Source organism: Kyrpidia tusciae DSM 2912, from assembly GCF_000092905.1.
In the GTDB taxonomy this organism is placed as follows: domain Bacteria; phylum Bacillota; class Bacilli; order Kyrpidiales; family Kyrpidiaceae; genus Kyrpidia; species Kyrpidia tusciae.
Genome location: NC_014098.1, coordinates 1,548,683 through 1,573,511 on the forward strand (window position 1 = coordinate 1,548,683; position 24,829 = coordinate 1,573,511).

Here is a 24,829-nt window from a genome sequence, read left to right on the forward strand (position 1 = left end):
AGGCAGAGAAGGGGGATTCGATGGCGAAGAAGCGCATCGCGGCGGTCGTGGAGGAGATCGCGCGCCCCATCGTCGAGGGGGAAGGATTAGAACTGGTGGATGTGGAGTATGTGAAGGAAGGAGCGAACTGGTTTTTACGGGTGTTTGTGGATCGCCCGGAGGGAGGGGTGGATATCGACGACTGCAGCCGGGTGAGCGAGCGGCTGTCTGATCGACTGGATGAAATCGATCCCATCCCGGGGAGTTATTTTCTCGAAGTCTCTTCGCCGGGCATCGAGCGTCCCTTGAAAAATATGCCTGCTTTCCGACGGGCCCTCGGGCAGACGGTGGTGGTGACCACCTATGAACCCGTCCAAGGGCGCAAATCCTTTCAAGGGCTGCTCACCGAGGTGGACGATGAGGGGATTGCGGTCGCGGACGGGGATGTGGTTTGGACCATTCCGTATCGGGCGGTGGCATCCGCGCGAACCGTGTTTGTCCCGTAGGCGGATGCCGGGGAGGAAGGAGGAGACACCGGCCATCATGAACCAGGATTTTATTGAGGCGCTGGATCAGTTGGAGCGGGAAAAGGGGATCAGCAAAGACGTTTTGATCGAAGCGATCGAAGCGGCCCTGATCTCCGGCTACAAGCGCAACTTTAATTCCGCCGCGAACGTGCGAGTGGATGTGAATCGCGAAACCGGGGATGTCAGGGTGTTCGCCCGCAAGACGGTGGTGGAGGAAACGGCCGATCCGCGTATGGAGATTTCATTGGAGGCGGCGGAGCAGATCAGTCCCCATTACACGGTGGGGGACATCGTGGAAATCGAAGTCACTCCGAAGGATTTTGGCCGCATCGCCGCCCAGACGGCCAAACAGGTGGTCACCCAGCGGATTCGCGAGGCCGAGAGGGGACTCATTTACCACGAATATCTCGATCGTGAAGAAGATATTGTCACCGGCCTCGTGCAGCGCCAGGACGCCCGGTATACCTACGTGGACCTGGGAAAAGTCGAGGCTTTGCTGCCCTTTCATGAACAGATTCCCGGGGAAAAACTCAAGCAGGGCGATCGGGTTAAAGCCTTTATCACGAAGGTGGAAAAAACCACGAAAGGCCCCCAGGTTTTGCTTTCGAGAACCCACCCGGGTTTGTTAAAACGCTTATTTGAACTGGAAGTTCCCGAAATTTACGAGGGTGTCGTGGAGATCAAATCGGTGGCCCGGGAGGCGGGTCATCGATCGAAGATTGCCGTTTTTTCGCGGAAGCCCGAGGTGGATCCCGTGGGGGCCTGTGTGGGACCCCGGGGCATGCGGGTTCAACATGTGGTGGCGGAATTGCACGGCGAAAAGGTCGACATCGTCAAGTGGAGCGAAGACCCGGAGGAATTCGTGAAGAATGCCCTGAGCCCGGCGAAGGTCGTCAGCGTGGAGATCGCCGAGGACGAACGGGTGGCCCGGGTTATCGTACCCGATTACCAACTGTCCCTGGCGATTGGTAAAGAAGGGCAGAACGCGAGACTTGCGGCGAAATTGACCGGTTGGAAAATCGACATTAAAAGTGAGTCCCAGGTGGAAGCGAATCAGGCCGCGGCTTCCGAAGAAGCGAGGGAGCAAGAAGAATCCGAGAAGTGGTCCTCGCCCGATGGCGATCCTGGCCAAGGCGCGGATGCCTGGGCGGCGGAACGGACCGAATGAGGAGGATCCACGGTGTCGCCCAAACATGTGCCGCTGCGTAAATGTATCGGTTGCCAAACGATGAAGGCCAAGCGCGATCTGATCCGCATCGTGGCCACTCCGGACGGCGCGATCCGGATTGATCCGACGGGAAAGGCGGCCGGGCGGGGGGCTTACTTGTGTCCCACCGTCGCATGTTTCGAACTTGCCCTAAAGCGCAAAGCGTTGGAACGGGCTTTGAAACGCCCGGTTCCCGCTGAGATCTGGGATTCGGTGAAACGGCAACTGGAGGGAACGGCCCATGGGTGATCCGCGAACCTTGGGTTTGCTCGGTTTGGCCCTGCGCGCCGGATGTCTGGCGCTCGGGGAACGGGCGGTGCTGGAGCGCATCCGCAGAGGCGGAGCTCATCTGGTGCTGCTGGCGACGGATGCAGGTCCTAACACAAGAAAGCGAACGGTGGATAAATGTCGCTCTCACGGCGTGCCGTGGGCGGCTTGGGTCGATCGCTACACCTTGGGTAAGGCCGTCGGACGAGAGACCGTGGTCGTGGCGGCGGTGACGGAGCAAGGATTCGCCGAAAACCTGCTGACCCAGTTGCGGCAACATCACGGAGGTGACAGATTTGAGTCAGAAACTCCGAGTGTACGAATACGCCAAACAACTGAATATGTCGAGCAAGGAAATTATAACCATCTTAAAACGCCTCGGGGTGTCGGTCAACAACCACATGAGCGTGATGGACCAGGAGATGATTAATCAGGTGGAGCAATTTTTTGCCGACGTGAAAGCCCGGGCATCGAGGAAAAACGAAGAACAGGCCAGGAGGGCGGCTAAGGGGGCGGCATCTGGACCGGGTGAGACGGCCCGGACTGCATCCCCGGCGTCCGGCCCCACCCCGTCCCGAAACCAAAGGTCTGGGGGGCGAGGACGCGCCGATCAACCCCGGAGGGAACATGGAAATGGCCCCCGAGATGGCAACAGATCCAACCATGCTGAACGCCGGACGGCCCAGAGTGGAAACGGCGGGAATCACGAGCGGCGGCCGCAAGGCGCTCAGCGCCCCGGGGACGAAGGTCAAAGGGCTAACGGCGGTCAGCGCTCCGGAGGAAACGGCCAGAAGACCGGCGGGCAGCGGTCGGGAAACGGCGGCCAGCGAACCGGAGGATCTCGGTCGGCTGTGGGCTCCGGGCGCCGAAATGGTTCCGGCGAGCGGTCCCGGCCGGCCGGCAAGGGTGCGGGTCCGGGAGGGCGCCGGGACGCAACGGCGGCCATGGTCATCGACCAGTATGAAGACCTCGATGCCCCCGTGATCCGGGGAGAGAGAATCGTTCGCAAGTCCAAACCTTCTCCAAAGGGCGATAAAGACAATCGAAAAGTTGCGCCGCCTTCCCGGTCCCAGCAGCGACGGGAGCGGCGCGCCCAGCGGGAAGCGGCGGACGCGCCAAAACAGGTTGTCGTCGAAGGGCCGATGAGTGTCGGAGATTTTGCGAAAACGATCAAAAAAGAGCCGGCGGATGTGATTAAGAAGCTGCTGTTCCTCGGCGTCATGGCGACCATTAACCAGGAAATCGACGTGGATGCCATGACCCTGGTCGCCCAGGAATACGGCATCGAACTGCAGGTGAAAGAGCCCCGGGACGAAGAAATGGAAGAGCTTCTTTGGGAGACGGACAAACCCGAAGATCTCGTTCCCCGCCCCCCGGTGGTGACGATCATGGGTCATGTCGATCACGGAAAGACCACGTTGCTCGATGCGATCCGGCAGACAAACGTGACCGCCCAGGAAGCGGGCGGGATCACCCAACATATCGGCGCCTATCAAGTGGAAGTCGGCGGCAAGCGAATTACCTTTCTCGATACACCGGGTCACGAGGCTTTCACCAGCATGCGGGCCCGGGGAGCCCAGGTGACAGATGTGTGCGTACTGGTGGTGGCGGCGGACGATGGAGTGATGCCCCAGACCGTGGAAGCCATCAACCACGCCAAGGCGGCCGGGGTCCCCATCCTCGTGGCGGTGAACAAGATGGATAAACCGGATGCCAACCCCGATCGCGTCAAACAGGAGTTGACGGAGCACGGGCTGGTGCCGGAGGAATGGGGCGGCGACACGATCTTTGTTCCGGTGTCCGCCCTGAGGAAGCAAGGAATTGAAGACCTGCTGGAGATGATCCTGCTGGTGGCCGAGATGGCAGAACTCAAAGCGAACCCATCTGCTCGGCCCCGGGGGACCGTGATTGAGGCGGAACTCGACAAGGGGCGGGGGCCAGTCGCCACGGTGTTGATCCAAAACGGCACCCTCCGGGTGGGGGATATCGTGGTGGCGGGTACGACCTTCGGCCGGGTTCGGGCTATGATCAATGACCGGGGGCGCCGGGTCAAGGAAGCCGGTCCTTCGACCCCTGTGGAAATCCTGGGCCTCGGGGGTGTCCCGATGGCCGGGGACGCCTTTGTGGTCTACGATGACGAACGCAAGGCCCGGCTCCTGGCGGAGAAGCGGCAGACGAAACAGCGGGCCGAGGAGCTCAAATCTCAAACCAAAGTGACCCTCGATGACCTGTATAAGCAGATTCAAGAAGGACAAGTCAAAGAACTGAATGTCGTGCTAAAAGCAGATGTTCAAGGATCGGTGGAAGCCTTGGTGTCCGCCCTGGAGCGGATCGATATTGAAGGAGTCCGGGTGAGGGTCATTCACCACGGGGTGGGGGCCATTACTGAAACGGACATTCTTCTCGCCTCGGCTTCGAATGCCATCGTGATCGGGTTCAACGTCCGCCCGGAACCCGGAGCGCGCCAAATGGCCGAAGCTGAAAAAGTGGATATCCGACTGTATCGGGTGATCTACAACGTGATCGAGGAGATCGAAGCAGCGCTGAGGGGTATGCTGGATCCGGAATATCGGGAAGTGATCCTCGGGCGGGCCGAGGTTCGGCAAACCTTTAAAGTGTCCAAGGTGGGGACGATCGCCGGATGTTACGTCGTGGAGGGCAAGGTCCAGCGCGGGGCCAGCGCCCGGGTAGTCCGGGATGGCATTGTGATCCACGAAGGAACCATTGATTCCTTAAAGCGGTTCAAAGACGATGTTCGGGAAGTGGCGGAAGGATATGAATGCGGCATGACCCTGGAGCGGTTTAACGACATTAAAGAAGGCGATATCATCGAAGTGTTCACGATGGAAGCGGTGAAAGTCTGACTCCGGGAGGGAGTGCGGTGGCACGGATTCGCCCCAGTCGCGTAGCAGAGCAAATCAAAAAAGAGATTACCGACATTCTGTATCACGAGTTGAAAGACCCCCGCATCGGCTTTGTCACCATCACCGGTGTGGAAGTTTCTCGGGATCTTCAACACGCAAAGGTTTTTGCCAGCGTATTGGGGAGCGATGAAGAGAAAGCGCTTTCCCTGGAAGCACTGCAAAAAGCAACGGGGTTCATTCGCAGTGAAGTCGGAAGGAGGATCCGGCTGCACCACACCCCGGAAATTGTATTCAAGCTGGATACTTCCGAGGACTATAGCCAACGGATCTCCCATGTCATTCGGCAGTTGCAGGGCGAAAGGGGAGATCGGCCTTGAACCAGCTGGAAGAGGCCTATCGCCGGGCGGAGGAATTTCTTCGAAGCCATCACCGATTTCTGCTCCTTACTCACGTTCATCCGGACGGCGACGCGCTGGGCTCAGTTTTGGGCATGGCGTCGGTGCTGAAACACCTCGGCAAGGAGGTGGTGGTGGCTCACGAAGAACCGATGCCCGAACGATTCTCATATCTTCCGGGGATCGGAGAAGTGAGACCTGTGGATGAGGTCACTGATGTGTTCCCCGCCGCGGTATCCGTGGACTGTGCGGATCTTCGGCGACTCGGGAAGGCGGCGGAAAAGCTGACCGCGGAGACCCGGTTGCTCAATGTGGATCACCATGTGACCAACGATCGGTTTGGAACGGAAAACCTGGTCGATCCCTATGCATCCGCCAGTTGCCAGATCGTCAGTGAGTTGGCCAAACACCTGGGCGTTCCTCTTGCGGGCGAGACGGCGATTTGCTTATACACCGGCCTTTTTACCGATACGGGTGGGTTTCGGTACAGCAACACAAGCAGCGCGGTGCTGCGCTTGGCGGCTGAGATGATCGACGGCGGCCTGGACCCTTATCCCATCGCTCTTCAGGCGGTGGAAACGGTGACCGAGAAACAGCTGCGCCTCTTGGTGGCGGCTTTGGATGGGTTGCGTACTGCCGCGAAGGGGAAAATCGCTTATCTCGCGGTGACCAGGCAGATGATGGAAGAGACGGGAACCGGAGTGGAGGACACCCAGGAGCTGGTCAATTACGCCAGAAACCTCGCCGGAGTGGAGGTGGGCGTGATGTTTCGGGAGGAAGGGGATAACGAGATCAAGGTGAGCCTGCGGGCGAAATACGAAGTGAACGTTTCACAGATCGCCGCTCAGTTTGGCGGCGGCGGGCATCCCCGGGCAGCCGGCTGTACGGTGCAAGGCCCCCTGGACAAGGCGATCCGACAGGTGCTGGATGCGGTGGCAGCCCAGGTGGGGCAGGGGTAAAGTGAACGGGGTTCTCGTTCTCGATAAGCCCGCAGGGCTTACCTCCCACGACGTGGTGGGACGGGTGCGGCGATGGCTGGGTATACGTCGGATTGGGCACACGGGCACTCTTGATCCCGACGCTACCGGCGTGCTGGTTCTCTGCGTGGGGAAAGCGACCCGGATAGCCGAGTACCTCAGTGGCGAAGACAAAGAATATATCGGGGTTTTGGCTTTAGGGGCGGCCACCGACACCGACGACTCTTCGGGTGAGGTGATCGAGCGCATGCCAAGTCCCTCTGCCGATCCCGAAGCCCTACGGCGGGCGGCAGCCGCTTTGACCGGGGAGATTCTCCAACGTCCGCCCGCTTTTTCCGCCGTCCGAGTGGGAGGGAAGCGCGCTTACGAGCTGGCTCGGGCAGGACGTCCGGCGGATTTGCCGGCCCGCAAAGTGCAGGTCTACCGGTTCGATGTCGGCATGCCCACCCCGCGGGGGGAGCTGCTCGAAGTCCCGTTTCACGTTGCCTGCTCCAAAGGGACCTATGTGCGCAGCCTATGTCGCGACCTCGGGGTGAAGGTGGGAATTCCCGCCCACATGGCCTCCTTGCGGCGGGTCCGCCAAGGGCCCTTTACGGTAGAACAAGCTTTGCCCTGGTCAGAGGCACAGCGGGGTGGAGAGGAGGGGCGGCTTGCAGAGGCCGTTCGACCGATGCTCTGGGCACTGCGCACATGGCCTCGGTTCACACTCCTGGCGGGCGAAGCGGATCGTCTCCGCCAGGGCCGGGAGATCATGGCCGACCCTGCCCGGCTCTCCCCGGGGTCGTCACCCCCCGGACTTTTGGTTGCTGCATATCAGGATCAATTGGTGGCGGTGTGTCGCCGCAACGGTGAACGGATTTTCCCGCTTAAAGTGCTTCTTACGTAGGAGGTTCCTCATGGAAACGATCCGCCTGACCTTACATGAGCACTGGTCGCCCCCCAGTCCTTCCGTGATGGCCCTGGGTACCTTTGACGGCCTCCATATCGGACATCAGGAGATTCTGTCCCAGGGAAAAGCCGAAGCGAAACGACGAGGAGTGCCTTTTGCTGTATTTTTGTGCGATCCCCATCCTCGCCAGGTGCTGGGCATCGGTGCGGAATACGATGTACTCCTCACTCCATTGCCCGAAAAATTGCGCCTGCTGGAGCATTATGGAGCGGACTTGGTGTATATTCTCTTGTTCACCCGGGAGGTTGCCGCGGTGGCCCCGGAACAGTTTGTCCTCGACCTCTTACTCCCCTTGGCCCCCGAAGTGCTGGTGGCCGGTTTCGATTACACGTTTGGGGCGGGAGGCAAGGGGGATGCAGCTTTACTCAAGGCGATGGGAGAGACGAGGGCTCTGCCCGTTTTCATTCTGCCGCCGGTTAACCTGTACGGAGAAAAGGTCAGTAGCTCCCTCATTCGGGAAAAGTTGCGCTATGGGGAGGTCAAACTGGTTCGAGAGCTGCTCGGACGGCCCTACGCCCTCACCGGGCGTGTGGTCAAGGGGGAAGGGCGGGGGATCGGGATCGGTTTTCCCACGGCCAATCTGCAACTGAATGATCCTTTTCTGATCCCAGGAACCGGCGTCTATCTCGTTCGAGCGTTCTGGGGCATGGAAAAGGGTCCCGGGCTGATGAACATCGGGGTTCGCCCCACTTTTCACGATCGGGGAACCCTGTCTCTGGAAGTTCATCTTCTTGACCACAGGGTCGACCTGTACGGGGAAGAGATGAGGGTGGAGTTTCTTGATTATTTGCGGCCGGAGCAACGGTTCAATTCGGTGGATCGGTTGGTCGCTCAGATTGAGCAGGATGTGCGCACCGCCCGGGATCTGTGGCGAACCGCCCAAGGAGACGAGTGATTGCTTTCCCGGGAATCGATATGGTATACTTCACCATGGCGTTTTTCTGCCGCTTTTGAACCGATGGCGCGGTTTTCCGTTCTGCCGGCGGAGGACTGGGCTCTCGGCGATTTCGGTGTGAGGAGGTGAAGGCAGGTGGCGCTCTCTCAGGAGCGGAAAAAGGAATTGATCGACACGTTTAAAGTGCACGAGTCGGACACCGGGTCCCCCGAGGTTCAGGTGGCGTTGTTGACCGAGAAGATCAACACCCTCAACGAACATTTGAAGATCCACAAAAAAGATTTTCATTCCCGTCGAGGCCTGCTGAAGATGGTAGGGCAGCGACGAAGTCTGCTCAATTACCTGCGCAAGAAGGATGTGGCCAGGTACCGCGTCTTGATCGAGAAGCTCGGTCTGCGAAAGTAGAAGCAAGGAAGCGGGAGTCCCCCGCTTCCCTTTTCGTATTGAATTGTCTTGGCCCAAGCGCGGGCAGCGGGACAGCGGACAAGCTCGCAAAGGCGGGATGGGAAGGAGGCTGGCGTGAATCCATGCCCCATATTTTTGAGACTGTGCTAGGCGGACGGCGTCTCGTTCTTGAGACGGGAAAACTGGCCAAACAGGCCACCGCCGCCGTGACGGTGCGCTATGGTGACACCGTGGTGTTGGCGACTGTAACAATGTCAAAAGAACCCAAGGATCTCGATTTCTTTCCCCTCACGGTCAACTACGAAGAACGGCTCTATGCCGTGGGCAAGATTCCCGGGGGGTTCATCAAACGGGAGGGGCGTCCCAGCGAAAAGGCGATTTTGGCGAGCCGGTTAATCGACCGGCCGATCCGACCACTTTTCCCGGAAGGATTTCGAAATGAAGTTCAGGTGGTGGCGCTGGTCCTGTCGGTGGATCAGGACTGCCCCCCGGAGATTGCCGGTATGATCGGAACCTCCGCGGCTCTCACGATTTCCCCCATTCCTTTTGATGGGCCCATCGCGGGACTGGTGGTCGGCAGGGTGGATGGGCAATTCGTGGTGAATCCCACTGTGGCCCAAACGGAAAAAAGCGATATGCACCTGGTGGTGGCCGGTTCCCGGAGCGCCGTGGTGATGGTGGAGGCCGGTGCGAATGAAGTGCCGGAATCGGAGATGCTCGACGCGATCATGTTCGGGCATGAACAACTGCAGCCCTTGATCGATCTGCAGGAACGCATGCGCCAGGAGATTGGCCAAGAAAAGATCGTGCCCGAGTTGCACCGTCCTCAGGAGGAGATCGTTCAGGCGGTGAGGGAATTCGCCACGGAAAAGCTTAAGACCGCCATTCGCACCCCGGAAAAATTAGCCCGGGAAGACGCCATCCGGGCGGTGGAAGAAGAGACTCAGGAACATTTTGCCGAACAGTTTCCGGAAGGAGCGGCAGACATTGCCGAGGTCCTGCACGATATCCTCAAAGAGGAAGTCCGCTCGGCGATTCTCAATGAGGGCATGCGACCGGACGGCCGGGCATTGGACGAGATTCGCCCGATCTCCTGTGAAGTCGGCCTCTTGCCCCGCACCCACGGGTCCGGTTTGTTCACCCGGGGCCAGACCCAGGCGCTGTCGGTCTGTACCCTCGGGGCGCTCGGCGATGTCCAGATTCTCGATGGCCTCGATCTAGAGGAGTCGAAGCGCTTCATGCATCATTATAATTTTCCACCTTTCAGCGTGGGCGAAGCGCGACCTATTCGGGCGCCCAGCCGGCGGGACATCGGCCACGGGGCCCTGGGGGAACGGGCGCTGGAACCCGTGATCCCCAGCGAAGAGGAGTTTCCTTACACGATTCGCCTGGTGTCGGAGGTCCTGGAATCAAACGGATCCACCTCCCAGGCCAGCATTTGTGGCAGTACGCTCGCGTTGATGGACGCCGGGGTGCCCATTAAGGCGCCGGTGGCCGGGGTTGCCATGGGTCTCGTGAAGGAAGGGGATCGGGTGGCCATCCTCACGGATATCCAAGGAATGGAAGACCACCTCGGGGACATGGACTTTAAGGTGGCGGGCACCGCAGCTGGAGTGACGGCGCTTCAGATGGATATCAAGATTAAGGGTTTGACCCGGGACATTCTGGCATCCGCTTTGGAACAGGCCCATCGCGGTCGGATGTTTATCCTCGGCAAAATGCTTGAAGTGATCCAACAGCCGCGGCAACAGCTGTCCCCCTATGCGCCCCGGATCATCACCATGCGCATTCACCCAGATAAAATCCGGGAGGTCATTGGCCCCGGGGGCCGGGTGATCAATAAGATCATCGATGACACCGGGGTGAAGATCGACATTGAACAGGACGGGCGGATTTTTATTGCCGCCGTGGATCAAGAGGCCGGGGAGCGGGCCCGGAAGATGATCGAGGGAATCGTGGCCGAGGTGGAGGTTGGACACACCTACCACGGGCGCGTGACCCGGGTGGAGAAGTATGGAGCTTTTGTGGAAATCCTTCCGGGCAAAGAAGGACTGGTCCACATCTCTCAATTGGCGGACGAGCGGGTGGGCCGGACCGAAGATGTCGTCCGAGTGGGGGACGAGATCGATGTGAAGGTGACGGAAATCGACTCCCAGGGGCGGATCAACCTCTCTCGGCGGGAAGTGCTGCAGGCTCGGCGGGGAGCTGCGGATGAGGTGCACCCCCAGGAAGCCGGTCGGCAGGTGGGAAAGGTCGTCGGAGGGGGCGCATCCCGGGGAGGACGCGGTCAGCGCCGGCGTTCATGACGCCAGGTGGTGAGGCCATGAAGCGGGAGGCGAGCGATCCGTGGATATGGCGCCCTCCCGGAGCCGGCACCCATCGTGATCAAGATTTTGAGAGGGATAAGAAAGTAGGCGTGCAACCACGCCTTTTTTTCATGTCTGGCATGGCCACGTTGGCATGAGAATTGCGTAGAAATTTTGTCGGTCCGAGTGGACCGAAAATAAAGATCAGGAGGTTTTATTATGCCAAAGTACCTTGTCGAACGGCAACTCGGGGGGCCGATTTCGGACGAAGACTTGAGGGAAGCGGTGGCTCGTTCAAAAGAAGTCATGGCGCAGATGTCCGAGATGCAATGGTTGCATAGTAATATGACGGCGGATCGCTCCACCATTGTCTGTGAATACATCGCTCCGAATCCGGAGAGCATTCAGGAGCACTCTCGCCGCGCCAACCTGCCCTGTACGCGGATCACCGAAGTAACGGAATTCGATGCCAAATCCTTTAAGTAAGGACAATCGCAAAAGTGAACACTTTGTTTATTTTGTGTATCGAAATACATGAACACATTGTCAACCGTGAACGTATTGTCGCCGTGTAAATAAGCGGAATCGAGGATCACCAGGCCCGAAGAAGTGTTGGCACGCCTTATGCTTAAACAAAGGATTGGGGGCTGCCGAACGTAGAATGTTTTGAGGGTCGGTTGCACCAATTGGCGGATAGTAGGGGGTGAGGATTTCTTTTACTGAGGGAATATGGTATATTGAGTGTATTCGAAGAAGTCAAATTTCATTATCAGTGAGGAGGTTATCAACTCCTATGAGAGCTGCCCGCTTAGTTGAGCACAAGAAGCCCCTTCCGGTCATGGAGGTTCCCGATCCGAAGCCGGGCCCGGGGGACGCTGTTCTTCGAGTCGAGGCGTGTGGGATTTGCCGCAGCGACTGGCACGCATGGCAAGGTGACTGGTCTTGGATCGGGCTTTCCCCGGAATTGCCCATCACGCCGGGGCACGAGTTTGGAGGCGTGGTGGAGGAAGTCGGGAAAGATGTGAAAAACTATAAGCGCGGCGACCGGGTTACGGTGCCCTTCCATGCCGGGTGCGGGCATTGCCAATATTGCCTAAGTGGAGTGCCGAACCTGTGCGAGAACATACAAATCTATGGCTTGGTCAGCGGCTTTGATGGTGGATATGCGCAGTATGTCCTGGTCAAGAATGCCGATTTTAACCTCATCCCGCTCCCGGAGAATGTGGACGGAGTGACGGCGGCAGCGATCGGGTGTCGATACATGACCGGATATCACGGTGTGGTTCGGGGCAACGTGAAACCCGGGGACTGGGTGGCCATTCAAGGGGCCGGAGGTGTGGGCTTATCCGCCGTTCAGGTGGCCGCGGCACTGGGCGGTCAAGTCATCGCCGTGGACATCGACGATGCGAAGTTGGAGAAAGCCCGGCAAGAAGGTGCTGTGGCGACGATCAACGCGAAACGCGAAAACGTCCCGGAAGCAATCAAAGAGATTACAAAGGGCGGGGCCCATGTCGGTATCGATGCCCTCGGTGTTCGTGACACTGTTCTCAACTCGGTTCTGTCCCTGCGCAAAGGGGGCCGGCATGTGCAGGTTGGCTTGACCACCTCGGAAGAGGGGGGAATGGTATCGTTGCCGGTGGACGCCATCACAGCGATGGAATTAGAGTTCGTGGGCAGTCTTGGCAATCCCCATCCTGCCTATCGGGGTCTGCTCAGCCTCGTGGCATCTGGCCGGTTGAAACCAAAGACGCTGGTGAACAAAGAAGTCGGGCTCGAAGATGTCTCTGAAACGTTTGAAGACATGAGCAACTTTCGCACGAAAGGATTTCATGTGATTACAAGGTTTTAATTCAATCATAGGCCATCTTGTTCCGCCACGGGAGGAAGGACTCCCGGGCGGTTTTCTATTGTTATCACAGCTGGCCAAGTGTTCACGGCAAACAAAGTGTTCACGAACAGAATGACCTATTGCACAGACGTTGGCAGATGGATCGCGCAGAAAGAGCAGAAGAAGGCGGAAAATATGGATTATATCGAGACCATGGAATCGGCATCGAAGTGGCACGGTTCGTGCTTAAGAGAATGAGTGCTCAAACCCGTCACGACGACACACACACAGAGGAGGGAGAAGGGTACAACCGAAACGATCATAGTCTGCATGAGTTTCGTGGCCAAGAACGCTTTTTCACACGGATTTCGGTCAGAAGGGAGGTGGTGATCCAGGAAGTGTGTTCCCGCCAGTAAGTTTCATCTTTTCAAGCAGCATGAAAACGAAGATCAATCTCAAACCTAGCCTCTTGCTGATCGTGGGTTTGAGCTGATTGTTCAAAGGCCATTCATTTTGTCTGCTGAGCGAAAATGAGAATAGATTGCGAATGGGAGGGCTTAGGATGGCGTCACCTGCGGCATTTGTTAACAAGGTTCACGAGCGGATTCCCCTCCTTGATTGGGATCCGCAGTATGCGGAACGCCCGGAACGATATCCAACAGCTTACAGGTTTCCCAAGAAATCATCGAAAGACCCGATGAAGCAAATCCTTCATTCCTATTTCCCCATGCAAGCGGAAAAGGATACTCGGGTGTTTGGAGGGCTCGATGCGGCTCTTCGTGGAAATATGTTCCAGAAACTGTCGCCGCGTTACACCGAATATCTCAAACCGTTTCTAAGCGTGTTTCCCTTTATTGAGCTACAGGCGGCGCATGCCATGTCCAACTTGATTGATGCCGTTGACGCCCCCGAGTTGCACAATGGTTACGCACACCAAATGATTGATGAATTCCGCCATGCCAATATTCAGCAAAACCTGGCCAGGTATTACATGGAACATTATGTGGATCCTTGGGGGTTCAATAACAATAACCTGATGAACGTCACCACACCAGTTGGCGCCATTGGGCGACAGTTTGCCGAAGCGTTCACGGCGGGAGACGCCGTAACCGGATCCAGTATTTTTCTTCAAGTGGTTGGCGAGACCGCCTTTACCAACGTACTGTTCGTCGCTAATCCTTCGGAGGCGGCGGCGAACGGGGATATTGCACTGCCGTCGGTGTTTCTGTCGGTACAATCGGATGAGGCGCGGCATATCAACAACGGTTTTGCTACCCTGGCTTTGGCTTTGGAGAACCCGGATAACCACCGGCTTATCGAACGGGATCTTCGGTACGCGTTCTGGATCCTCCACACCGCCGTGGACGGCATCATGAGCGTGATCCTTGAATACGGGGACGAATCCCGGCGTCCGGATAAACCGGCTTATTACGAGTTGTGGAAACGCTGGGTGTACGATGATTACTATCGCACATACCTGCTACCCCTTGAAAAATACGGGATACGGATCCCCTCGGATCTGATCCAAGAGATCTGGGAACGCTTCATGGTGAAAGATTGGCATCACAAAATGGCGATTGAACTCTCGGCTATGTGGATGTTTAATTCTTGGCGATTTGAACCGTTAAATGAGCGTGATTTCGAATGGTTCGAAAAGAAATATCCCGGATGGTATTCAAAATACGGCAATTATTGGGAAAACTATCGCCGACTGTCGGTACCCGGTCCCGGACAAAGTCCTCCCTGTTTAGCGGGTATCGGCCATGTCTTGCCGTATACCTGTTACACCTGCCTCGAGCCGGTGGCGATCCGGGAAGAGTTGCAGATTGCTGAACACAATGGGCGGGTGTACACGTACTGCTCAGATACCTGCAGATGGGTGCATGAGACGACGTTGAACGATCCGGTTCCGATGGTGCGGCTCGCTCCTCCGGAGGCCCGCATGTTTACGGAAACGCACGCCGGGCAGTCCCTGGAGGAGGCCCTGCGCAGCAGTGGCTTGGTGCGCAGCGATGGCCAGACGCTGGTGGCGCAACCCCATCTCCTCTTCGATGACAAGTACATGTGGCGATTGGAACACCTGCCGAACATTGAGCTCAGCAGCCAATTGGACGCGTTGACTCGAATGACTCCGGAAGAGCGCGCCCGAGCGGTGGACGAATACCGGAAAGGTATCACGTTTCACTGAAATAGTCATTCAGGAATAGAGTCGGGGGCTTGGCGGGGAAGGGTTTTCTTGGTTTCCCCCCAGGTCCCACCGCACAGGGTAGTGTCCTTTAGGCGAGGAGTGGGGATAAACCGTGAGCTACAAGGTGAAATTTCTTCCCGTGAATGTGGAGATTGAGATCGAAGAAGGAGAAAAGGTTTTGGACGCAGCCTTCCGCCAAGGAGTCCTGTTGGCCCACGGGTGTCGGGAAGGCCAATGTTCGGCTTGTAAGTCGGTGATGGTCGATGGGGATTATGACTTGGATCGGTATTCTACCTTTGCTTTACCGGATTATGAGTCAGAACAGGGATATGTCCTCCTTTGTCAAACCCTTGCGTACAGCGATCTTACGATTGAACTTTTGAATTACAACGAAGAGCATATGTTTTTGGATAATCCGATCCGAACGGTGTCGACTGAGGTCAGCGAGATCAAACGCTTGACTCACGACATCACCCGCCTTCGCCTGCGTCTGAAGCCAGGTGAATCTTTATCGTTTAAAGCTGGCCAATATGTCGATATTCGGCTTCCCGGAGTCGATCCGGCTCGCTCGTTCTCCATGTCCTCGCTGCCCAGTCAGCCCGAAGAACTCGAGTTTATGATCAAAATCATTCCCGGGGGCTATTTTTCAGGCATCTTAGATCAGAGGCTCCAGGTGGGCGATGAACTGGAAGTTACAGGACCTTTCGGCAATTTCTACTATAGAGAAGGGGCGGAAGAAATGTATGTCATCGGCGGCGGGGCGGGCATGGCTCCTTTGTGGTCCCTTATGTGCGATATGGCGGAAAAGGGTATTGATCGAAAAATTCGCTTTTTCTACGGAGCCCGCACTGCGCGAGATCTGTTTTACTTAGATGAGATTCGGGAATTGCAAGATCGGTTCAGCGATTTCGCGTTCGTTCCAGCGCTATCGGAGCCTTCCGAAGGTGACAACTGGTCGGGCGCCACCGGTATGATCACGGAAGTGTTGGAGAATTACTTGCAGGCCCACCCACCTGCCGCCGGCATTCAGGGATATCTTTGTGGCCCTCCCCCCATGATCGACGCGGCAATTCGTGTCCTCACGAATCACGGAGCAGAGGAGCGCAACATCTTTTATGACAAATTTACTGCTTCCACGAAATGAGGTATAGGCGGAGGATGAAGGAGGAGGATTGGAATATGGCGCAAACGGAACCGATGGAGCGGACAGTTCGAACCGCAGAGGCGGGGGCGTTCAAGTTCACCGGATCGGAGGATCGCCGTTTTGTGTATTTTCAGCCGCGAAAAAGGCGGCCGACCACGTATGAAGACGTCACCATCGACATTCAACCCCATACCGGGCGTCATTTGAAACAAGGGTTTCTCCTTGCAATGTTGGATGACTCCCCGAATTACAATCCGGAACGAACCCGTGTGCAATGTTCAGATTGGAACCGGATCGTCGACGTCAACGAAGAGTATGAGCGAATCTTTTACCAAAGGCAACACGCGGTGGAGGAACAGTTCCGCCGCACCCTCGAGACCGCGAAATCCAGGCAGGTGTTTGAAACCTTCCATCCGAGGTGGACCCGGGTGCTGGAGATCCATCTGTCCGCCTTCAAGCACGCAGAATACGGTCTGGGCATGTACAGTTTTGCGATCATGCAGCGCGAGGCATTGACGATCATGTTGAACAATGTTTTCACTGTTCAATCGGCGGAGAAATTGCGGTTCGCCCAGGATCTCACCATCTACATGATGGAACTGGCCGAGCAGATTACCGGATTCAGTGAGAGCCGCGGACGAGAATCGTGGCTTTCGGCGCCCGAGTGGCAGGGAATTCGAAAGGCCGTCGAGCAAATCAATGCTTCTACCGATTGGGCGGAGCAATGGTTTGTGATCAATTTGCTCTATGAACCGCTCATTGGCCAGCTATTCCGGGGCCGTTTTATCATGTTGTTTGGATCGCAAAACGGCGACTTCGTTACGCCTGTCCTCGTTTCCACCGCGGAAGCGGATTACGATCGGAATCTGCGCACCACGGTGGAAGCATTCAAAGTGCTTCTGGGCGATGAACAGCATGGCGCGGCAAATCGCACGCTGGTGGAAGGGTGGGTCGAAAAATATTTGCCCTTGTGTACTGAGGCATCCAAAGGTCTCGAACCCCTTTGGGAAATGCCGCAGGTACAAGTGGCGGCCTTCTCTGACAGCTACGAGCGGGCTGCGAGCAAGTGTTTGCACAACCTGAGCGCGCTGGCGATCACCTTGCCGAAAGGGGTGCGGGTATGAACCTAAAACTTGATTCCGGTGTATTAAACGGCTGTGGCATCACGATGAACGACAGTGAGCAGGCTAGAGTCATCGCCGAGGTGATGCGTACCAAGCCCGGAGTGAGAGTGTCGGAAGAACCGGCATTGATCAATATCGATGCCGATCGCAATCTCGTTTTCAACATGGCGGAATTGTCCGAGGCCATGGGGTCTGACTTTGATGTATATCAATTTCAAATAGAAGTAACAGCCTATTATGGCCGCATGGTGGTGCAGGACGATCAGGTCATCTTATTCGCGAATCAAGAGGAAGCAATGAAATATTATAAGGGATAATGAACAGCCGGACAGTGCCGGGCAAAAAAACGATTGCGCTCTTTTTGCCCGGCGCCTCTTGAATTTCACCAAGTGGTGGATCGCCGTGTAGACGAAATAAATTCACTGCGAACATTCGCTGAAAGAGAGGAAAAGCCAACGTGATTACTGCATTGACACCCATGGAGTGGAAACGCCGAGCGGTTAAATACTATCCTATCCTGAAAATCAATGAGCACTAAGGGTGTTTTTAAGGCATACCAAACTAAGCCCTGTGATATGCAGGGTGTCGAACGGGCGTTTCAATGTTTTGAGTGTACGTTTAGGCCACCGGTTTTACGGATACTTCCATACCGAGTGATTGCAACTTTCGGATGGCCTGTTTTATAACTGCATCTTTTCTACGTTCCTCGTAATATGTTGGACCGAGTTCGATATAAGGATGCCGCCGTTGTAACATGTGATACACGATCGTTAGGATGCTATGGGCCACTGCGACTGCTGCACGATTTTTTCCTCGTCGAGCTGCAATTCGATGATATTGTGTAGACAGGTATGTGTTCTTGGTTCTCGCCGCCGCACGTGCTGCTTCCACAAGCGCTGCTCGGAGCTTTTGGTTCCCTTTACGCGTTTTCCCCGACTTTCGTTTCCCCGCACTCTCGTTGTTCCCTGGAGCCAATCCTGCCCATGAACACAGATGGGCCGCAGACGGAAATTGAGCCATGTCCGTCCCGATTTCAGCGAGAATCTGCTCCGCTGTCCGTCGACCGACACCGGGGATTGTGTCTATTAACTCCAGGTCCTCCTCAAAAGGGAGCATACGCCTCTTGACCTCTTCGTCGAGCCGGGCAATTTCTTCATCCAGATAATCGATGTGGCGCAGTTGGGCGGCTAACATCATTCGTTGGTGTTCCCCCATCAGCCCGTTCAGCGCCTTTTGTAGTTCTGGCTTCTTCGTCTTCATCCGACCCTTGGCCAACTCGGACAATACCTCCGGATTCTTCTCTCCATCGATCATTGCCTCCAGTATCGCCCGCCCGGACTTGCCAAGCGTGTCACTGGCTACTGAGGACAATTTAATATTGGCGCCTTCAAGTACCTTTTGAATCCGGTTTACTTCCCTGGCTCGCTCTTCAATTAGGCTCCGGCGGTAACGAATGAGTTCCCTCAACTCCCGTTGTTCACGGTTAGGGATGTAACTGGCTTGCAGCAGCCCATGGCGGAGTAATCCGGCGATCCACTCTGCATCCTTCACATCGGTCTTACGGCCCGGAACATTCTTCATATGCTTGGCATTCACCACGAGCACGTTGAACTCCGCTGATTCCAGAAGGTTATAGATCGGCTTCCAGAACGAAGCGGTGCTTTCCATTGCAACATGGGTACATCCGTGCTTCCCGAGCCAATCGACCATCTCCAAAAGATCGTCGGTCATCGTAGAAAAGGTACGAATCTCTTTGGTTTCGGGCGTCAGCACACAAGCAACAACCATCTTCTTGTGAACATCGAGGCCGCAGCAACGGTCGTACACGACATCCATGTGAATCCTTCCTGGTGGGCTGGTAAGATTAAAGGGCTGGTGCAACGACCATATCCGATCATTCTATCCTACGTGCTTCCCAATGCGGGAGCGACATTCTGTGGTGCACCTGGTCGTCGTAGTCAGTCTATTCCGCGGGCTCAAGGCACCAAGCAGTGACGACCTGCCTTCGCCAGCCACCAAGGAAACAATTCAACACCAGGCCATTTTCATCCTTCTGCTGGTGCCGCCCCGGCGGCATGGCAGTCTATCCGGATAAGATTGCGGTGATTGATGATGATTATCGTTACACCTATCGTGAACTGGGGCAAAGAATCAACCGGCTGTCTCATGCTCTTCGTGGGGACGGAATTGGTAAGGGTGATCATGTAGCTGTCATATTACCCAATATTCACGAGATGATCGAATGTTTTTTTGGGATTGGCCAATTGGGAGCCGTGGTGGTTCCTCTGAATTACCGATTAAACCCGGATGATTTCGCGTATATTCTCAACCACAGTGATGCCAAACTACTGATTCTGGATGCTGAATATGCGGCGGTAATCGAACAGATTCGAGATCGGCTCCCAGGAATTCGACAATTCGTCCTGGTCTCGCGGGGAGCCGCATCGAGCACACTTCCTCATATCGAGTATGAACAATGGTTGTCTTCGGCTTCGCCCGACGACCCTCCGGCTGTCGATATTGATGAAAACCAAACGCTGACGATTAATTACACCAGTGGGACCACGTCCAGGCCCAAGGGGGTCATGTTGACTCACCGCAATAATTACTTGAATGCGGCGAATTTCTTGTATCACTTGCAGGTCATTCACGATGACATGTATCTGCACACATTACCGCTTTTTCATGTAAATGGTTGGGGAGGCGTATGGGCCACCACGGGTGCAGGGGCTACCCACGTATGCTTGCGCAAAGTTGACCCCGCCCGAATCATCTCTCTGTTCAACACTGAAAAGATCACTCTGTTGTGCGGAGCCCCAACGGTTCTGAACATGATGGTGAACGCCAAAGAGGCATCCGAGGTGGATCGTTCCATTCCGCGACGAATGGCGGTTGCCGGCTCCCCGCCGCCCGCGGCGGTTCTGAAAAGGGCGCATGAACTCCTCGCCCTGAATGTGATCCACGTCTACGGAATGACAGAAACATCCCCTTTTATTACCTATTGCGAATGGAATCATCACTTCGATTCCCTGGACGATGAACAGAAGGCGACGGTGCGGGCGCGCCAGGGAATTGAACAGATGTTCAGTGGAGAAGTTCGAGTGGTCTCCCAGGAAGATCCGACCTGGGATGTGCGCTGGGATGGGCAGGAAATTGGAGAAATCGTCACCCGGGGAAATGCCGTGATGGCCGGGTATTATAAACAGCCCGAAGAAACGGCCAAAACGATTATAGATGGCTGGCTGCATACAGGAGACCTGGCCGTGGTGCATCCGGACGGCTATATCGAGATCCTCGACCGGCAGAAAGATATCATTATCTCCGGCGGCGAAAATATCTCATCCACTGAGGTGGAGGGAGTGATTTACCAGCATCCGGCAATTCTTGAAGCGGCGGTCATTGCGGTGCCGGACGAGAAATGGGGGGAAGTGCCCAAGGCTCTGGTGGTGGTAAAACCGGGTTTCTCGCTCACGGAATTGGAACTCATCAAGTATTGCCGAGAACGCCTGGCGCACTTCAAGGCGCCGAAATCTGTAGAGTTCGTGGAGTCTTTGCCACGAACCGCAACAGGGAAATTGCAAAAATTCAAATTAAGGGAAGCGTACTGGAAAGGTGTCCGAAAGCGGGTCCAATAAACACCGATGGGCGGACAGGAGCCACGGTTAACGCTAATGAGGAGGTAAATTCATGATTTACGAGCAACCGGGTCGTCGCGGAAGCAAGGTCAGTTTCCAAAGTCGTTATGGCAACTATATTGGGGGCAAGTGGGTGCCGCCGGTCAAAGGCAGTTATTTTGTGAACGTTTCGCCTGTGAACGGTCAGCCCTTTTGCGAAGTCGCCCGCTCGACTGCGGACGATATTGAATTGGCCCTGGACGCCGCCCACGCGGCGAAAGAGGGCTGGGGTCGAACCTCCGTCGCGGAGAGGGCCAATATCCTGAACCGAATCGCCGATGAGATGGAAGTGAACTTGGAGAAGTTGGCAGTGGCGGAGGTGTGGGACAACGGAAAACCGATCCGGGAAGCTCTGGCTGCCGACATCCCCTTGGCGATCGACCATTTTCGCTATTTTGCAGGGGTGATCCGAGCCCAAGAGGGGGGCATCAGCGAAATCGACGCGGATACCGTGGCCTACCATTATCACGAACCCCTGGGTGTGGTCGGCCAGATCATCCCCTGGAACTTTCCCATCCTGATGGCGGCGTGGAAATTGGCACCAGCCCTGGCCGCCGGTAACTGCGTTGTTCTCAAACCGGCGGAGCAGACTCCGGCGAGCATCATGATCCTGCTGGAGGTCGTGGGGGACATCATTCCCCCCGGGGTCGTCAATGTGGTCAATGGGTTCGGGGTGGAGGCCGGCAAACCCCTCGCCCAGAATCGGCGGGTGAATAAAGTCGCGTTTACCGGCGAGACCACGACGGGTCGCCTGATCATGCAATATGCGTCGGAGAACATCATCCCCGTGACGCTGGAATTAGGTGGAAAATCGCCAAACATCTTCTTTGAGGATGTGATGGCCCAAGAAGATGAGTTTGTCGATAAAGCGTTGGAAGGGTTCACGATGTTTGCCCTCAACCAGGGCGAGGTGTGCACCTGCCCGTCCCGGGCGCTGATCCAAAAGAGCATCTACGACGAATTCCTGGAAAGGGCCGTGGAGCGCACCCGGGCGATTAAACAAGGCAATCCCTTGGATACCGAAACGATGATCGGGGCTCAGGCGTCGACTGACCAGATGGAGAAAATCCTTTCGTATATCGACCTCGGGAAACGGGAGGGCGCCGAACTGCTGCTGGGCGGAGAGCGCAACGAACTCCCGGGGGAGTTGGCGGCAGGGTATTATATCCAGCCGACGATTTTTGCCGGTCACAACAAAATGCGGATCTTTCAGGAGGAGATTTTTGGGCCGGTGTTGTCGGTCACATCCTTTGAGAACGCGAATCACGCGCTGGAGATCGCCAACGACACCCTGTACGGTCTGGGGGCGGCGGTTTGGACCCGGGATATCAACAGGGCGTATCGGATGGGCCGGGGGATTCAAGCGGGTCGGGTTTGGGTGAACAATTACCACGCCTACCCCGCCCATGCGGCGTTCGGCCGGTACAAGCAGTCGGGGATCGGCCGGGAAACCCACAAAATGATGCTGGAGCACTATCAACAGACGAAAAATTTGCTGATCAGCTACAGCACGAAGCCGTTGGGCTTTTTCTGAGATGAGGCGCAGGCGAAGAGGGGGGCGTCGGGGTGGATACGCGGAAGGTGATAGCCACGGAGGCGGCGTTGCAGTTGATTGAGAAACTGAGATCGCTGCACGGGCCCCTGATGTTTCATCAATCGGGCGGGTGTTGCGACGGCAGTGCCCCGATGTGTTATCCCCAGGGGGAATTCAAGGTGGGGTCCCAGGACGTGCAGTTGGGCGAGATCGGAGGTTGTCCATTTTATATGAGCCGATCCCAGTACGAATACTGGCGGCACACCCAACTGATCATCGATGCGGTGCCGGGGCGGGGGAGTGGATTTTCCCTGGAAAGTCCTGAGGGGATGAGGTTTTTGACCCGTTCCCGCCCCTTTACGGATGAAGAAATGGAAGAAATTGATCGTGCTGAAGGTTAAGCAGGTGTATGGGGCCGCTGCCGAAGGTTTCCCGTTTATCGAGGGCCGAGGCTGCGGCCGCGTTTTCGTTTACACCTCGATATTGTACTGTTTCAAGCGTTTATACAGTGTGCCTCGAGAAACCCCTATCACTCTCGCGGCCTTAGAAATGTTGTATCGCGTACTTTGCAGAACTGAGAGAATACGTTGTTTTTCCTCGTTGTCCGATCTCATCTGATTTATAGATTCATTTGATTTTGCAGTTTTTTCGGGATGTGCGGACTCTTGACTGATGGATGTTCCCTGTCCAGCTTGTCGAATGTGCTCCGGGAGGTGTTCCGGACCAATTACGCCGCCATCGGCGAATAAAGAAGCATATTCGATCGTGTTTTTTAATTCCCTCACGTTCCCTGGCCAATGATACGCGGTTAAATAGTGCAAGGTTTCCGGTGATATCGTGATGGAACGCCCGTTCCTTCCTGTCTTGCCATTGTGCATATTGTACAGAAAATACCCCACGAGCAGGGGGATGTCGCTCGGCCTTTCCCGGAGAGGAGGCAGGTACAGAGTCACCGTATTCAGGCGGAAGTATAGATCTAGGCGAAACTTTCCCTCCCGAATTGCTGTTTCGAGATCGCGATTCGCTGCAGCGATGATCCTGACGTTTACTGGACGGCTCTCATATTCCCCGATTCGTGTGACTTTCTTTTCTTGCAGGACGCGTAACAACATGGCCTGCACCGACACCGGAAGTTCGGAAATCTCGTCCAAAAACAGCGTGCCACCGTTCGCCGATTCAAAAAGACCGACCTTCCCGGTCCGAAGAGCTCCGGTGAACGCTCCCGGAGCATATCCGAACAATTCGCTGGCAGCCAAATCATGGGTCACGACCGAGCAATTGTAGGCGAGAAATGGCTGATTTCGCCGATCGCTCATGGAATGAATATACTGGGCGATTTCTTCTTTTCCCGTGCCGCTCTCCCCGCAAAGCAAAACGGTGACGTCACGCGTTGCCACACGCCGGGCCCGATTCATGATTTCGATCCATTTTGGCGATTCACCCACAGGCGCTTGCAAAGACGCCGCCGTCTCTTCATCTGGCAAGTCAGGTGGGCAAGGAGAGTGCGAGACAGACAACTTGCTAGAATTCGGCAACACGATTTGGGCACGTTGTTCCAGCGCATGAGATCGCGAGTGTGGAATCTGGATCACGGCTCCAATGGGTCGTTCGTCAGACAGGATTGGAAAGACATTGACACTCATCATGGAGGGGGCGGTGTCTGTCTGCATATTTAAAGGCAACTCTGTCCACTTATTGGGTTTGACTTTATCAAAGTGTTCGAACATTTCGCTCCATTCCACGCGACGCACTCCGCAAGCAGCGAGGAGCCTGTTCCATTGTTCTACGAGAACATTCGTTCGGATCATCCGGCCTTCAGAATCGATACAAACGAGGATATCATTGGGAAGCGTCCAGGTCCAGTGCAAGAATTGATTTTCGAGGATGAGTTTCTCCATCTGCCGCTCCTTATTGAGCTCACGTTCGACCTTTTTCGCTAACAGGTTGGTCAATAACAGGCTGTTGTCGGGAAACTCCTCGGCAAAACACGTCATGTCGATGACCCCGGCCACGGTGTGATCCGTCAGATCATACACAGGCGTTCCGGCACAGGAAAACGGTTGCCAAGATTCGCAGTAGTGTTCGGCATCGTTAATGACAACGCTTTCGCCAACGGCCAAGGCCGTGCCAATGGCATTGGTGCCAGTGTGTTCCTCCTTCCAAAGTCCTCCCGGAGAAAAGTGCACAGAACATAGCTGTTCGTATAGCCTTCCCCTTGCGAATAAATCGACGATTCTCCCTTCCTGGTCTGCTATCGCGACGGCGTATTTCTCATCAAAAAACGGTTGTAACTCCCCCACGATATGAGCAACGACTCTTTGAATCCGCGGAAGCTGTCGATTACAGGGCTCTTGATCGTCATAACATTCTGCCGGCGCCTGGCGAATGAGCGGATCAATACGATACTTTCGACTGCGTTCCCATGATTTCGAAATAACAACCCGTGCCCGCGGTTCATCGGTGGATTCGGAGAGGAATTGGTCCCGGGCTCGAATGCGTTTTTCGTACATTGCGATCCCTCCTGCACAATCCTCTTACCGTTCGCGTTTCCGCCCGAGACCATTAT

22 protein-coding genes are annotated in these 24,829 nt (G+C 55.9%); 20 read left to right on the forward strand and 2 right to left on the reverse strand.

Annotated elements, in window-relative coordinates; all coding sequences use genetic code 11:
* Nucleotides 1-20: 20 nt before the first annotated feature.
* The 17 genes from rimP (at nucleotide 21) to BTUS_RS07730 (ending at nucleotide 17,372) form a co-directional block, all read left to right on the forward strand.
* Nucleotides 21-485, forward strand: a complete 465-nt coding sequence (rimP, locus tag BTUS_RS07645; RefSeq protein ID WP_013075538.1) for a ribosome maturation factor RimP — start codon at nucleotides 21-23, stop codon at nucleotides 483-485.
* A 37-nt stretch (nucleotides 486-522) separates the two neighbouring features.
* Nucleotides 523-1,674: a transcription termination factor NusA gene (gene nusA, locus BTUS_RS07650; protein ID WP_013075539.1), complete on the forward strand. Its 1,152-nt coding sequence runs from the start codon at nucleotides 523-525 to the stop codon at nucleotides 1,672-1,674.
* 12 nt (nucleotides 1,675-1,686) lie between these two features.
* A complete protein-coding gene (rnpM, locus tag BTUS_RS07655; protein WP_013075540.1) occupies nucleotides 1,687-1,962 on the forward strand; it encodes an RNase P modulator RnpM in 276 nt (91 codons plus the stop codon).
* Complete coding sequence (locus BTUS_RS07660; protein ID WP_245543377.1) at nucleotides 1,955-2,410, forward strand: L7Ae/L30e/S12e/Gadd45 family ribosomal protein; 456 nt, start codon at nucleotides 1,955-1,957, stop codon at nucleotides 2,408-2,410. Before rnpM ends, BTUS_RS07660 begins: the two co-directional genes overlap by 8 nt.
* On the forward strand, nucleotides 2,322-4,844 hold the full coding sequence (gene infB / locus BTUS_RS07665; RefSeq protein ID WP_123809413.1) for a translation initiation factor IF-2: 2,523 nt from the start codon (nucleotides 2,322-2,324) through the stop codon (nucleotides 4,842-4,844). Before BTUS_RS07660 ends, infB begins: the two co-directional genes overlap by 89 nt.
* A 17-nt stretch (nucleotides 4,845-4,861) precedes the next feature.
* Nucleotides 4,862-5,221 (forward strand): 30S ribosome-binding factor RbfA, encoded by a 360-nt coding sequence (gene rbfA, locus BTUS_RS07670; RefSeq protein ID WP_013075542.1) that lies wholly within the window; start codon nucleotides 4,862-4,864, stop codon nucleotides 5,219-5,221.
* The gene (locus BTUS_RS07675; protein ID WP_013075543.1) at nucleotides 5,218-6,198 is read left to right on the forward strand and encodes a DHH family phosphoesterase; all 981 of its coding nucleotides are present in this window, start codon (nucleotides 5,218-5,220) and stop codon (nucleotides 6,196-6,198) included. Before rbfA ends, BTUS_RS07675 begins: the two co-directional genes overlap by 4 nt.
* 1 nt (nucleotide 6,199) lies before the next feature.
* Entirely contained in the window at nucleotides 6,200-7,102 is a 903-nt protein-coding gene (truB, locus tag BTUS_RS07680) for a tRNA pseudouridine(55) synthase TruB (protein WP_013075544.1), read from the forward strand.
* Between the two features lie 10 nt (nucleotides 7,103-7,112).
* Nucleotides 7,113-8,060: a riboflavin biosynthesis protein RibF gene (ribF, locus tag BTUS_RS07685; protein WP_013075545.1), complete on the forward strand. Its 948-nt coding sequence runs from the start codon at nucleotides 7,113-7,115 to the stop codon at nucleotides 8,058-8,060.
* A gap of 135 nt (nucleotides 8,061-8,195) precedes the next feature.
* Nucleotides 8,196-8,465, forward strand: coding sequence for a 30S ribosomal protein S15 (rpsO, locus tag BTUS_RS07690; RefSeq protein WP_013075546.1), 270 nt, complete (start codon nucleotides 8,196-8,198; stop codon nucleotides 8,463-8,465).
* A gap of 122 nt (nucleotides 8,466-8,587) precedes the next feature.
* Entirely contained in the window at nucleotides 8,588-10,771 is a 2,184-nt protein-coding gene (gene pnp, locus BTUS_RS07695; protein WP_013075547.1) for a polyribonucleotide nucleotidyltransferase, read from the forward strand.
* Between the two features lie 219 nt (nucleotides 10,772-10,990).
* On the forward strand, nucleotides 10,991-11,257 hold the full coding sequence (locus BTUS_RS07700; protein WP_013075548.1) for a DUF4242 domain-containing protein: 267 nt from the start codon (nucleotides 10,991-10,993) through the stop codon (nucleotides 11,255-11,257).
* Between the two features lie 307 nt (nucleotides 11,258-11,564).
* Nucleotides 11,565-12,620: a zinc-dependent alcohol dehydrogenase family protein gene (locus tag BTUS_RS07705; protein ID WP_013075549.1), complete on the forward strand. Its 1,056-nt coding sequence runs from the start codon at nucleotides 11,565-11,567 to the stop codon at nucleotides 12,618-12,620.
* A 541-nt stretch (nucleotides 12,621-13,161) separates the two neighbouring features.
* Nucleotides 13,162-14,787 carry a ferritin family protein gene (locus BTUS_RS07715; RefSeq protein ID WP_013075550.1) on the forward strand — a complete coding sequence of 542 codons (1,626 nt, stop codon included), beginning with the start codon at nucleotides 13,162-13,164 and terminating at the stop codon, nucleotides 14,785-14,787.
* A 145-nt stretch (nucleotides 14,788-14,932) separates the two neighbouring features.
* A complete protein-coding gene (locus BTUS_RS07720) occupies nucleotides 14,933-15,931 on the forward strand; it encodes an NADH:ubiquinone reductase (Na(+)-transporting) subunit F (protein ID WP_245543400.1) in 999 nt (332 codons plus the stop codon).
* Between the two features lie 35 nt (nucleotides 15,932-15,966).
* Nucleotides 15,967-17,055 carry a ferritin family protein gene (locus BTUS_RS07725; protein ID WP_013075552.1) on the forward strand — a complete coding sequence of 363 codons (1,089 nt, stop codon included), beginning with the start codon at nucleotides 15,967-15,969 and terminating at the stop codon, nucleotides 17,053-17,055.
* On the forward strand, nucleotides 17,052-17,372 hold the full coding sequence (locus BTUS_RS07730) for an MmoB/DmpM family protein (protein WP_013075553.1): 321 nt from the start codon (nucleotides 17,052-17,054) through the stop codon (nucleotides 17,370-17,372). The genes BTUS_RS07725 and BTUS_RS07730 overlap by 4 nt, the downstream gene beginning before the upstream one ends.
* A 301-nt stretch (nucleotides 17,373-17,673) precedes the next feature.
* Here the strand turns inward: BTUS_RS07730 and BTUS_RS07735 are convergent, their stop codons facing one another.
* Nucleotides 17,674-18,891 (reverse strand): IS110 family RNA-guided transposase, encoded by a 1,218-nt coding sequence (locus tag BTUS_RS07735; protein WP_013074275.1) that lies wholly within the window; start codon nucleotides 18,889-18,891, stop codon nucleotides 17,674-17,676.
* 239 nt (nucleotides 18,892-19,130) lie between these two features.
* Here BTUS_RS07735 and BTUS_RS07740 point away from each other — a divergent pair, with 239 nt between their 5' ends.
* The 3 genes from BTUS_RS07740 to BTUS_RS07750 are packed head-to-tail and all read left to right on the forward strand — an operon-like array spanning nucleotide 19,131 to nucleotide 22,664.
* A complete protein-coding gene (locus BTUS_RS07740) occupies nucleotides 19,131-20,690 on the forward strand; it encodes a long-chain-fatty-acid--CoA ligase (protein ID WP_052300582.1) in 1,560 nt (519 codons plus the stop codon).
* 52 nt (nucleotides 20,691-20,742) lie between these two features.
* Complete coding sequence (gene exaC / locus BTUS_RS07745) at nucleotides 20,743-22,263, forward strand: acetaldehyde dehydrogenase ExaC (protein WP_013075555.1); 1,521 nt, start codon at nucleotides 20,743-20,745, stop codon at nucleotides 22,261-22,263.
* A 32-nt stretch (nucleotides 22,264-22,295) separates the two neighbouring features.
* Nucleotides 22,296-22,664, forward strand: a complete 369-nt coding sequence (locus BTUS_RS07750) for a DUF779 domain-containing protein (protein WP_013075556.1) — start codon at nucleotides 22,296-22,298, stop codon at nucleotides 22,662-22,664.
* Nucleotides 22,665-22,733: 69 nt separating this feature from the next.
* Here BTUS_RS07750 and BTUS_RS07755 read toward each other — a convergent pair whose 3' ends face one another.
* Nucleotides 22,734-24,773, reverse strand: a complete 2,040-nt coding sequence (locus BTUS_RS07755) for a sigma-54-dependent Fis family transcriptional regulator (RefSeq protein WP_013075557.1) — start codon at nucleotides 24,771-24,773, stop codon at nucleotides 22,734-22,736.
* Nucleotides 24,774-24,829: the final 56 nt, after the last annotated feature.

Bases quoted from the DNA above. Each gene is read 5' to 3' on its own strand.
- pnp (WP_013075547.1), top strand. From the start codon at position 8,588: ATGCCCCATATTTTTGAGACTGTGCTAGGCGGACGGCGTCTCGTTCTT.
- ribF (WP_013075545.1), top strand. From the start codon at position 7,113: ATGGAAACGATCCGCCTGACCTTACATGAGCACTGGTCGCCCCCCAGT.
- exaC (WP_013075555.1), top strand. From the start codon at position 20,743: ATGATTTACGAGCAACCGGGTCGTCGCGGAAGCAAGGTCAGTTTCCAA.
- BTUS_RS07725 (WP_013075552.1), top strand. From the start codon at position 15,967: ATGGCGCAAACGGAACCGATGGAGCGGACAGTTCGAACCGCAGAGGCG.
- BTUS_RS07730 (WP_013075553.1), top strand. From the start codon at position 17,052: ATGAACCTAAAACTTGATTCCGGTGTATTAAACGGCTGTGGCATCACG.
- BTUS_RS07755 (WP_013075557.1), bottom strand. From the start codon at position 24,773: ATGTACGAAAAACGCATTCGAGCCCGGGACCAATTCCTCTCCGAATCC.
- BTUS_RS07660 (WP_245543377.1), top strand. From the start codon at position 1,955: ATGGGTGATCCGCGAACCTTGGGTTTGCTCGGTTTGGCCCTGCGCGCC.
- BTUS_RS07715 (WP_013075550.1), top strand. From the start codon at position 13,162: ATGGCGTCACCTGCGGCATTTGTTAACAAGGTTCACGAGCGGATTCCC.
- rimP (WP_013075538.1), top strand. From the start codon at position 21: ATGGCGAAGAAGCGCATCGCGGCGGTCGTGGAGGAGATCGCGCGCCCC.
- infB (WP_123809413.1), top strand. From the start codon at position 2,322: ATGTCGAGCAAGGAAATTATAACCATCTTAAAACGCCTCGGGGTGTCG.
- BTUS_RS07700 (WP_013075548.1), top strand. From the start codon at position 10,991: ATGCCAAAGTACCTTGTCGAACGGCAACTCGGGGGGCCGATTTCGGAC.
- BTUS_RS07705 (WP_013075549.1), top strand. From the start codon at position 11,565: ATGAGAGCTGCCCGCTTAGTTGAGCACAAGAAGCCCCTTCCGGTCATG.
- BTUS_RS07735 (WP_013074275.1), bottom strand. From the start codon at position 18,891: ATGGATGTCGTGTACGACCGTTGCTGCGGCCTCGATGTTCACAAGAAG.
- nusA (WP_013075539.1), top strand. From the start codon at position 523: ATGAACCAGGATTTTATTGAGGCGCTGGATCAGTTGGAGCGGGAAAAG.
- BTUS_RS07740 (WP_052300582.1), top strand. From the start codon at position 19,131: ATGGCAGTCTATCCGGATAAGATTGCGGTGATTGATGATGATTATCGT.